The organism is Deltaproteobacteria bacterium, assembly GCA_028818775.1.
GTDB lineage: Bacteria > Desulfobacterota > Binatia > UBA9968 > JAJDTQ01 > JAJDTQ01.
This window is the reverse complement of record JAPPNE010000186.1, coordinates 1-10,001: the sequence shown is the minus strand read 5'-3', so window position 1 is coordinate 10,001 and position 10,001 is coordinate 1. Positions and strand designations below refer to the sequence as shown.

The following is a 10,001-nucleotide window of genomic DNA, read 5'->3' as shown; positions in this document are numbered from 1 at the left end:
GCGCGTAGAAGCGGTCCGGCGCCTCGTCCACCATGCGCATCAGCACCTCGTTCAGGTACCGCGCCAGGTCAAGCCCGTCCTCCGGGTCCAGCCGGTAGGCCAGAAGCTCCGGCATGGGCGACAGCACCTGACGGTCCACCGCGTAGTCGGCCGCGGCCATTTCCCGCAGCCGGCGCGGCACCGACCAGCAGCGGTCGAGCACGGTGCGGAAGTTCCGTCCGGCGATCATCACTTTGGCGGTTTCCGCACCGGTGCGGTCCATGGACGGCCAGCGGTTGCCCGCGGCGCGGTTGCCTGCCGGCGGGAAGTCCTCGGGAACGATGTGGGTGTGAACGTCGATGACCATGAGCGATGCTCCTCGCGGGGCGTTACGCGGTATCGGTCCGGACCGGCGCGATGATGAACAGGCTAAGGAACCCGGAAATCACCAGCGTCACGGCGAAGATGGCAAAGGAAACCGTGTAGCTGCCCTGCCAGTCGTGAAGAAAACCGAAGAACGGCGGCCCGATCGCCGCAAACCCGTGAATCAGAAAAAGCCCCAGGCCGCGGATCCTGCCCATGGACATGCGGCCGAAGAACCGCGCCCACATGAGGTCAGGCAGCACCATGTTACCACCGAGGCCGACCCCGTAAAAGAAAAAGCCGACATACACCAGCAACAGTGAATCGGAAGTGATGACCAGGACAAGACCCGACGCCTGGATCAGGAACTTGGCCAGCGTCGTCCAGCGCACGTCCATGCGATCGGCGATGAGGCCCCAGGCCAACGGCGAGCTGAGTTGCATGGACGCGATGACGGCCATGGCGCCGGCGGCAACCGGGTTCGAATAGCCGAGGTCGGTGATGTAGGGGAACACGTGCAGATTGAGGCCGGTGACGCCCACGGAGGATACGCCGAACACAGCCACGATCAGCCAGAAAGCCTGGGTCCGCATACCGGCCGACCGGCTCCAGGTACGGGTCTCGCTCGCCGCCTGCGCCCCCGGCCGCCGTGTCCTCCCCTCCGGCATCGCCCCTGGCTCCAGCCCGTCGGGATGGAGCCCCATGTCCTCGGGGGAGCGCCGGACGTAGATCAAGGCCGGGGCCACCACCAGCGCCACGGTGAACAAGGCGAAGACCGCCCAGGTGTAGCGCCAGCCCAGCCACACCAGCAGCGGCGCCACCAGGAACGGCATGACGACCTTGGCGAAGCCGATGCCCATGCTGGCAAAGGCCATGGCCCGGCCGCGCTTGACCACGAACCACCGGGCGATCATCACGTTGACGACCATGTAGCCGATCAGCCCGTCGCCGATGGTCACCAGGGTCCAGCGCACCGCCACGAACTGCCAGAAGACCTCGACCTGGCTCAGCAAGAGGTAGCCGACAGCCGCCACCATCGCGCCCGCGGTCAACAGCCACCGGCTGCCGTGCCGGTCCACCAGCGAGCCGACCATGGGAGCCATGGAGGCCGCGATCAGCCCCTCGCCCGACCGCAGCATGGAGAAGACCCCGCGGGACACCCCCAGGTCCAGGGTCATGGGCTTGAGGAAGATGCTCAGGGTGCTGGCAAGAGCGAACGAGGAGCCGACGTTGGCGATGAAGCCGACGGCGACGATGTACCAGCCGTAGTAAAACCTTCCCGGTGTGCGTGCGCGATGTGCTGGACCCGGCGTAACCACCTGTCACGGGTAGCAGGGTTGGTGGTTGATGGGAAGCGCCCCGCTGTGTCAAGACTCGTCAGGCAACAGCGTACCGGTTACGTCATTCCCGCGGAAGCGGGAATGACGGCAAGGGGCGTCAGCACGTAGCGAAAAGGAGAAACCATGCGCGTATTGATCACCGGGGCCGGCCTGATCGGCTCCCACGTGGCCGCGGAACTGAGTTCACAGGGTGACGAGGTCACGTTCTTCGACGTGGTGCCGAAGCCGGACTACATCCGGCACGTCACCGGCAAGGACCTGCCACTGATCCGGGGAGACATCTGCGACCTGGCGGCCTTGATGGACGCCTTCCTGACGGTGAAGCCCGAGTGCGTCATCCACCTGGCCGCGTCGGTCGGCGAGTCCAACATTCCGAACCTCTACGCGGGGTTCCAGGTCAACCTGGTGGCCACCCTGAACGTGGCCGAGGCGGTGCGGCTTGCCGGCGTGCGCCGGCTGGTGCACGCCAGCACCCAGGCGGTGTACCAGGACGCCGACCCCGGCGAGCTGCTGCGGGAGGACTCGCCCCAGGACGGCCGCGGCCGGGTCTACAACGCATCCAAGCTGGCGTGCGAGCACGTGCTCAGGACGTTTGCGGCCAAGCAGGCGTTCGAGCTGGTGCTGCTGCGCTTCGCGGGCGTGTACGGCTACCGGTCGGTGGCCGGGGGCCCGGGGGTGGCGGTGCAGGAGGCGGTATGGGCCGCCATGGCCGGGGAGGAGGCGGTGCTCAACGCCTACGAGACCGTGGATTTCGTCTACGTCAAGGACCTGGCCGACGGCATCGCGCGGGCGGTGCACACCGCGCCGCTGGCCCACGACGTCTACAACCTCGGCAGCGGAACGCTCACCACCGTGGCGGACGTGGAGGCGGCGCTGCACGCGATCTTCCCGGACATCCGCATGCGCCGGGGCACGCTGACGCCCAAGCGGCCGCAAATGGACATCACCCGGGCGCGCGACGAGCTAGGGTACGCGCCGGAGTACAAGCTTGAGGCAGGTCTGCGCGACTACATCGCCGAGTTGAACCGGGAGTAACGCACGCCCGGTTACGTCACACGCCCCGAGGCGGCGGCCTCCGTCAGCGTCGTGGTCGGGGAGACGTACTCCAGGTCGGTCAGCACCTCGATGAGGGCGGGACCCGGGGCGGCCAGGGCTTGCTTGAGGGCGGGCAGGATCTCGTCGTCGCGGGTGACCTTGATGCCCAGGGCGCCGTAGCCGTTGGCCAGGGCGGCGAAGTCGGGGTTGACGAGGTCGGTGCCGTAGTTCCTGCCGGGGTACTGGGCCTCCTGGTCCATGCGGATGGTGCCGTAGGAGCCGTTGGCGTACACCATCACGATGATCTTGACGCCGTACTGGCGCGCGGTGGCGATCTCCTGACCGGTCATGAGGAAGCCGCCGTCGCCCACGTGGGCGATGACGGTGCGGTCGGGATGGGCCAGCCTGGCGGCCACCGCGGCGGGCACGCCCGGACCCATGCTGCCGAGGTTGGGAACGATGTAGGAATCGGCGTGGTCGAACTCGATGTAGCGCTGCACCCAGCCGCCGAAGCTCCCGGCGTCGTGGGTGTGGATGGTGTCCGCCGGCACCGTGGCCTTGATGTCCGCCATGACCCGTTCCATGGAGACGGCGCCGGTGGGGCGCTCGGGCGGGGTGGCGTAGGCGCGCTGTTGGACGTGATAGTCGGCGATCCAGGCGGCGCGGGCTTCGTTGGGAGCGGCGCCGTCGCACTCCAGCGCCGCTGACAGGGCCTTGCGCGGATCCGCCAGCACGGCCATGTCCGGGCTGAAGTTCTGGCCGATGTTGCCGGCGTCGGCGTCGATCTGGATGGTCGCCAGCCCCGGGTGCGGCAGCCGGTAATTGCCGGACACCTGCTGATTCACCCGGCAGCCGACGATGAGCAGCAGGTCGGCGTCGTCATCCACGATCCGGCGCGAGTGGTTGTTGCGGCTGCCCAGGTTGCCGACGTAGTGCGGGTGCGTGTTGGGAAACACATCCTGGCGCTTGAATGCGCTCAGCACCGGCATCTGGAACTTCTCGGCGAAGGCCACGAGCTCGTCCCGGGCGCGCGCGTACTGCGCGCCGGAACCCGCCACGAGCACCGGCCTCTCGGCCCGGTTGACGCGCTCCACCATTTCGCGGATCTGCGCCGGGTCCGGGCTCGGCCGGACCTCGGGATAAGGGTCCACCATGGTGATGTCCGCCTCTTCCTCGAGCATGTCCCGAGGGAGGGACACCACCACCGGACCCGGGCGGCCCGAACGCGCCACGTGGAACGCCCGCGCCATGATGCGCGGCGCCTCGCGCGGGTCGTTGATCTCGATGACCCACTTGGCGATGCTGCCGAAGAAGTGCGTGTAGTCGAGTTCCTGTCCGGCCTCCCGGCCCCGGTGCGCCCGCGCCACCTGGCCGATGAGCAGGACCAGCGGCGTGGAGTCGTACTTGGCGAGGTGCACCCCGATGCTGGCGTTGGTGGCGCCGGGACCGCGGGTGACGATGCACACGCCCGGCGTACGGGTGGTCTTGCCGTAGGCCTCGGCCATGAGGCAGGCGCTGCCCTCGTGGCGGTTGGTGATCAGGGTGATCTCGGGGACGTCCCGAAGACCGTCCAGCAGGGCGATGTAGCTCTCGCCCGGCACGGAGAAGGCGTGGCGCACGCCCTCGTTGCGCAAGGACCACGCCACCGCGTGGCCGCCCGACATCCTGCGGCTCTGCCGATCCACGCTACTTCCCGAGGATTGCCTTGAGCTTGGCCAGGGTCTCCGCCGGGGCGTTCACCATGCCACCCACTATCCGGCTCACTTCGTCGCCGTTGCTGAAGTGGACGCCCATCTTGGCCTTCTCGGCTTCGGCGCGGAACCTGGCGTCGTTGAAGGTCTTCTCCATGGCGTCGCGCAGGACCTTGACCCGTTCCGCCGGGACCTCGGGCGCCACGGCCCATGGGAAGGCCATGCTCAAGGGGGCGTTGATGGCCCGCAGCATCTCCTTCTGCTCCGCCGTCTTGGCGAGCATGCCCGCGGCCGGCACCCCCTTGAGGAGCGGCGCGTCCGACGGTTCCTCGCCCATGATCACGATCACCTTGGCTGCCGCATCCGCGCCCCGGAGGGTCGTGGCGAGGACCCCGGCCAGGGGATCGGCCGGACAGAAGGCGTCCACCTCCTTGCGCAGCAGCGCGGCCTGCACCGGGGCGATGCCCCGGTAGCCCGTGATCATCTTGAACCGGGTCCCCAGCGCCGCGTTCAGCACCGCGGGAATGTCGTAGCCCATGGAACCGGGGGTGCTGGTGCCGGTGGTGACCTCGCGCTTGATGACGTCCTCGATGCCGTCGATGCCCAGGTCCTTGCGCACCACGCAGCCGCCGCGCGGCTTGTTGGCCGCGCCCAGCCAGTTGAACTTGCCCATGTCGATGTCGATGCCCTTGCGACCGATAGCGCTCTGCAGCACCAGCCCCTGATTGGTGCTCACGAACACCGTGCCGTCCTTGGGCTCCACCGTGAAGACGCTGCGCGCCGCCACGAAGCCCCCGGCCCCCGGCTTGTTCTGCACGATGAACTTGGGGTTGCCGGGGAGATACCTTGGCATGTGCCGCGCCACAAGACGGGAGTAGGTGTCGAAGGCGCCGCCGGGCGTGTAGCCGACGATGATGCGCATCGTCTTGTTCCGGTAGAAGTCGGCGGCGGACGAGCCCTCGGCGCCCGTCGCGGACAAGCCCGCCATTCCCAGAAGCACCAGCAACGAACCGCACAGTGTCTTGAAGTACATGGGCATCCTCCTCATGGGGGTCGTCACGCGTTGAAAGCCCTACCCCATTTGACCGCCGGGGGCAAACACGGGACGTGGGCTGTCGCGCCCCTTAAACGGGTTTGCGAGCGAGGAAGCAGTACAACGGTGTGAAGACCCCGGAGCTACCGCCCGCGACATAGGCGTCCGCGGTCTGATCCAGGAACCGGCATACTTCCGCGGAGCCCTTGGGAAAGAGCCGTAGCGCCTCGGTCAGCTTCAGGATCGCGAAGACCGCCTTGCGGCCCCACGGAGTCCTGTAGAAGGAGAAGGCGTTCTTCAACGTCCCCCGTCGATTCTCCATGGGCTGATACCATGGTGTGGATGGCCCCTCCCTGACGTTTCGGTCGATCCCCTCGATGACATGGAATCCCGCCGCCTCAAGCGAGCGATCGACCTCGCCCGTGGTCGCGATATCCCGCAGAGCAACGTGACGCATGAGACCCTGCTTGATGGTCCGGTGCCGGCTGTCGTCCGGATCGAACTTGTCCGTCAGGCACATCTCCTGGCCCCAAAACAGGGCTCCGGGTTTCAGGATGCGGAATATCTCCGCGAACGCACGTTGCTTGTCCGGCGCATGGCACGTCGACTCGATGGCATAGCCCCTGTCGAACGTATTGTCTTCGATCGCGCCCATGTCCATGAAACTGCACTCTACGTAATCGACCATGTGGTCGAGCCCTGCTTCACCGGTCAGCGTCCTGGCCCTTGCAAGCTGAGTTGCGCTGTTGTTGATCCCCACAACCTTGACACCGGCCTCACGCACAACCCGACGCAGCGGGCCGCCGATCCCGCAGCCGACATCGACCACCGTCATGCCCTGCCGCAACTCCAGCTTGGCGATCATCAAGCGCTGATGCCTGATGACGGATTCCTCCAGACTCTCCCGCGGCGTCAGGGGCGCGAAGTGCAGGGATTCACCCCAGCCGAAGACCATGAGGTCACTGCAAAGGTCATAGTAGCCTTTCACCGTTTCGGTATGGTCGCGCGCGCCTGCGCCGCCGGTCTCCGCCTCTCCGTCGATCCAGCCGTCGAAAGTTCTCCTGCGTCGGGCGATGTCCGCCCCGCGGGGTGCATGCTTGAGCGAGTTGAATAGTCTGCCTAGTTGCATGGTGTAGTCATGACTCCACCGCCGTGTACGGCACGAAGCCTGCGACGTGGCATTCAATCAAACAAGCCTCAAGTAACATCGTGTTTTAGAATAGAAAATCTAGAAAGTCGGCCGAAGCCCGCGGCCTCGTTGAACAAAGGCTTGATTTGACGCCGGTGAGTCTGACGTGTTAATTGCAGCGACGTGAACGCAGAAGCGCTCGAAAACTGCCCGACAACGAAAGCATGACCTCCCTGTCTCCGGACCGCTACGCCGCGTTCCTGCTGCGCTACCGATGGCTGGTCCTCCTGGCGTCCGTAGCGGTCATGCTGGTCATGACGGCCGGCGTCCAGTTCCTCAACATCTCCAACGACTGGCGCGACATGCTCGACGAGGACAATCCTCAGCTCGTCGCGTTCGACGCCCTGGAGGATACCTACACCGCCACCAATGCGGCGGTGATCGCGGTGGCGCCCAAGGGCGGGTCGGTATTCACCCGCGAGGCGCTGGTGGCCATCGAGGACTTGACCGAGGCCGCGTGGGAGGTGCCCTGGTCCAGCCGGGTCGACTCCCTTGTCAACTACAACCACAGCGAGGCGATCGAGGACGACCTGAACGTCGAGCGGCTGGTGGAAGACGCGGCATCGCTGAGCGATGAAGACCTCGCGCGGATCAGGAAGATCGCGCTTGGCGAGCCCAGTGTCGCCGGCCGTCTCGTCTCCCGCGACGGGCGCGTTGCCGGACTGGTGATCAGCTTCACCTTGCCCGAGCACTCGGACGCCGCCGAGATACAGACTTACCACTATCTCCGCGGCCTCCTGGCCAAGGCCCAGGCAGCCCATCCGGACATCGCCTATCACGTGACCGGCAACGTCTTCGTGAACCAGGTCCTGACGGAAGCGGCCCAGGACGACATGGGGATTCTCGCGCCCGCCGCCTTCTTCGTCATCGTGGTCGTCGGCGCGTTCCTCCTGCGCTCCCTGTTCGGCACGCTGTGCATCATCACCCTGCTCATTTTCGTGGTCGCCTCGACCATGGGCGTCATCGGCTGGACCGGGCTGGTGCTCAACGCCGCCAACTCCGGCATTCCTCTCATCATCATGACCCTCGCCATCTGCGACTCGGTCCACATCATCGGGACCGCCAACTCCGGCATGGGCCAGGGTCTGGACCGGGACGCGGCCATCGCCGAATCGCTGCGGGACAATGCCTGGCCGGTGTTCCTCACGACGGCCACGACGATGATCGGGTTCCTCAGCATGAACGCCTCGGACTCGCCGCCGTTCCGGATCCTCGGCAACCTGGTGGCCGTCGGCATGCTGGTCGCCTACGTGTATTCCATGACGCTGCTGCCGGCGTTGCTCGCGGTCCTGCCGTTGCGGGCGCGCGCCGCACGCGCCGGGGGTTCCGCCTTCTTCGATCGCCTCGGCGCCTTCGTGGTGGCGCGCCGCACGCTCCTGCTCTGGTCCGTGGCCGCCGTGGCGGTCGCCCTGGTGGCGGGCGTGCCGCGCGTCGAGCTGACGGACAACTGGACCACTCATTTGGACAAGCGTTACGAGTTCCGGCGCGATACGGACTTCGTCATCGAGAACCTGACCGGCGTGGAAACGCTGGAGTACAGCCTGAACGCCGGGCGCGACGGCGGCATCACCGATCCCGACTATCTGCGCAAGGTGGACGCTTTCGCCGGATGGTACCGCGCCCAGCCGGAAGTCGCGCACGTCCAGGTGTTTACGGACATCATGAAGCGCCTCAACAAGAACATGCACGGCGACGACCCGGCCTTCTACCGGCTGCCCGAAGACTCCCAGCTTGCGGCGCAGTACCTGCTGCTGTACGAGCTATCGGTTCCCTTCGGCATGGACCTCAACAACCGCATCAACGTCGCCAAGTCCGCGACGCGCATGACCGTCACGCTCCGCCGGCTGAAATCCGAAGAACTGCGCGCGCTGGAAGTTCGCGGTCAGGACTGGCTCCGCGCCAACGCGCCCGACCTTGCCAGCGAGGCATCGGGGTACAGCCTCGTGTTCGCCCACCTGGCCATACGGAACACCCTGAGCATGCTGTGGGGGACGGTCACCGGCATGATCGTCATTTCGCTGATCCTGATCGCGATCTTCAGAAGCGTGCGCTTCGGCCTCATCAGCCTCGTGCCCAACCTCATCCCCTCGGCCATGGCCTTCGGCGTGTGGGGCTACCTGTACAGCGAGGTGGGGCCGGCCGGGTCCCTCGTCACCGCCATCGCCTTCGGCACCGTCGTCGACGACACGATTCACATCATGGCCAAGTACCTGAAGGCGCGTCGCGAGGGCCTTACCTCGCCCGAGGCGGTGCGCTACAGCTTCAATTCGGTGGGCGGCGCGTGCTTCACCACGACCATGATGCTGGTGCTGGGCTTCCTGGTGTTCGCCACGTCGGGATTCGCCATCAGTTGGATGCTCGGCCTCCTGGTTGCGCTCACCTTGGGCTTCGCGCTGGTCCTCGATCTGCTGTTCCTTCCGCCCCTGCTGATGGCCATCGACCGGAAGACATGACCCGGTTTTCCCGGCACGGAAGTCAGGGAAGGGGCTCGTCGGACTCGCGCGGATCGGGATAGAACTGGGCGCAGTAATGCCTGAAGGGCATGATCTTGCCGTCGGAAGCGCACAGGCGCGGGCGCGCTCGATATTGCTTGCGGCTCCAGATGACCACGTCCTGCAGGACATCGTGCCGTTGCATAGACGCGATGAACTTGTTCAGGAGGCAGGCCCGCCACCCCACCGGGAGGAACCCCAGGCCGACGATCTTCCGCCCCGGCTTGCGTAACTCCCGCACCTGCGAAACCAGAGACAGGTCGATGAGCGTGCCGTCAACCGGCGTCGCCAACACCCAAAGGCGCCCATCCATCCCGATGGAGTGCTCACGCATTTCCACGAACGAATAGCCCAGTCCGATGACACGAGTTTTGACCGAGAAGTCCAGGGTGAGTGTTGCCACCTTGGCGATGGTTCGAGTCGTCTTGAAATCGAAACGAGACTCGAGAAAAGGGCCGTCCACGGACACCTCCTGGGCGGGATTCACGTCGTCGTAGCCGTGGACGTAGCGCAGGTGGGCGAAGTCCACCGAGTTTTCCGATGTCTCCTGGGGATGGCCGGGAAAACGGAAGGTCCTGATCTCGAAGCCGCTCCAGTCGGCTTGATCCGGCGGCTCCGCGGGCAGGCACCATTGCGGCTCCCGCCCCCCAATCCCCCACCAGGCGAAGATCAGGCCGAGAACTTCCCGCGTCGCGAAGACTCGCAATCTGGCGGTCCTGGGTGGAGGGGCAAAGGGAGTGGCGACGCACTGGCCGGTGGCATCGAATTCGTAGCCGTGGAAGGGGCAGACGAGCCGGCCGCCGCGTACGCACCCTCCCGCTGCGGGGCCGAGATCGGAGCCCAGGTGCGGGCAAACCGATTCGGCAACGCAGACGCGCC

General features: G+C 66.2%; 8 protein-coding genes. 2 read left to right on the top strand and 6 right to left on the bottom strand.

Annotation, left to right across the window (positions count from 1 at the left end):
• The coding region (locus OXU42_19070; GenBank protein MDE0031488.1) for an amidohydrolase at window positions 1-346 on the bottom strand (346 nt) is incomplete at its 3' end.
• Between the two features lie 22 nt (window positions 347-368).
• Entirely contained in the window at window positions 369-1,661 is a 1,293-nt protein-coding gene (locus OXU42_19065; protein MDE0031487.1) for an MFS transporter, read from the bottom strand.
• Between the two features lie 144 nt (window positions 1,662-1,805).
• On the opposite strand from OXU42_19065, the gene OXU42_19060 reads away from it, so the two are divergent.
• The gene (locus tag OXU42_19060) at window positions 1,806-2,717 is read left to right on the top strand and encodes an NAD(P)-dependent oxidoreductase (protein MDE0031486.1); all 912 of its coding nucleotides are present in this window, start codon (window positions 1,806-1,808) and stop codon (window positions 2,715-2,717) included.
• Window positions 2,718-2,728: 11 nt separating this feature from the next.
• Here the strand turns inward: OXU42_19060 and OXU42_19055 are convergent, their stop codons facing one another.
• From OXU42_19055 to OXU42_19045, 3 genes are all read right to left on the bottom strand, one after another.
• Complete coding sequence (locus OXU42_19055; protein MDE0031485.1) at window positions 2,729-4,402, bottom strand: thiamine pyrophosphate-binding protein; 1,674 nt, start codon at window positions 4,400-4,402, stop codon at window positions 2,729-2,731.
• 1 nt (window position 4,403) lies between these two features.
• On the bottom strand, window positions 4,404-5,441 hold the full coding sequence (locus OXU42_19050) for a hypothetical protein (protein MDE0031484.1): 1,038 nt from the start codon (window positions 5,439-5,441) through the stop codon (window positions 4,404-4,406).
• 91 nt (window positions 5,442-5,532) lie between these two features.
• A complete protein-coding gene (locus OXU42_19045) occupies window positions 5,533-6,570 on the bottom strand; it encodes a methyltransferase domain-containing protein (GenBank protein ID MDE0031483.1) in 1,038 nt (345 codons plus the stop codon).
• Window positions 6,571-6,794: 224 nt separating this feature from the next.
• Here OXU42_19045 and OXU42_19040 point away from each other — a divergent pair, with 224 nt between their 5' ends.
• A complete protein-coding gene (locus OXU42_19040; GenBank protein ID MDE0031482.1) occupies window positions 6,795-9,083 on the top strand; it encodes an MMPL family transporter in 2,289 nt (762 codons plus the stop codon).
• 22 nt (window positions 9,084-9,105) lie between these two features.
• Here OXU42_19040 and OXU42_19035 read toward each other — a convergent pair.
• Window positions 9,106-10,001: Rieske 2Fe-2S domain-containing protein (locus OXU42_19035; GenBank protein ID MDE0031481.1), on the bottom strand; the 896-nt coding region annotated here is incomplete at its 5' end.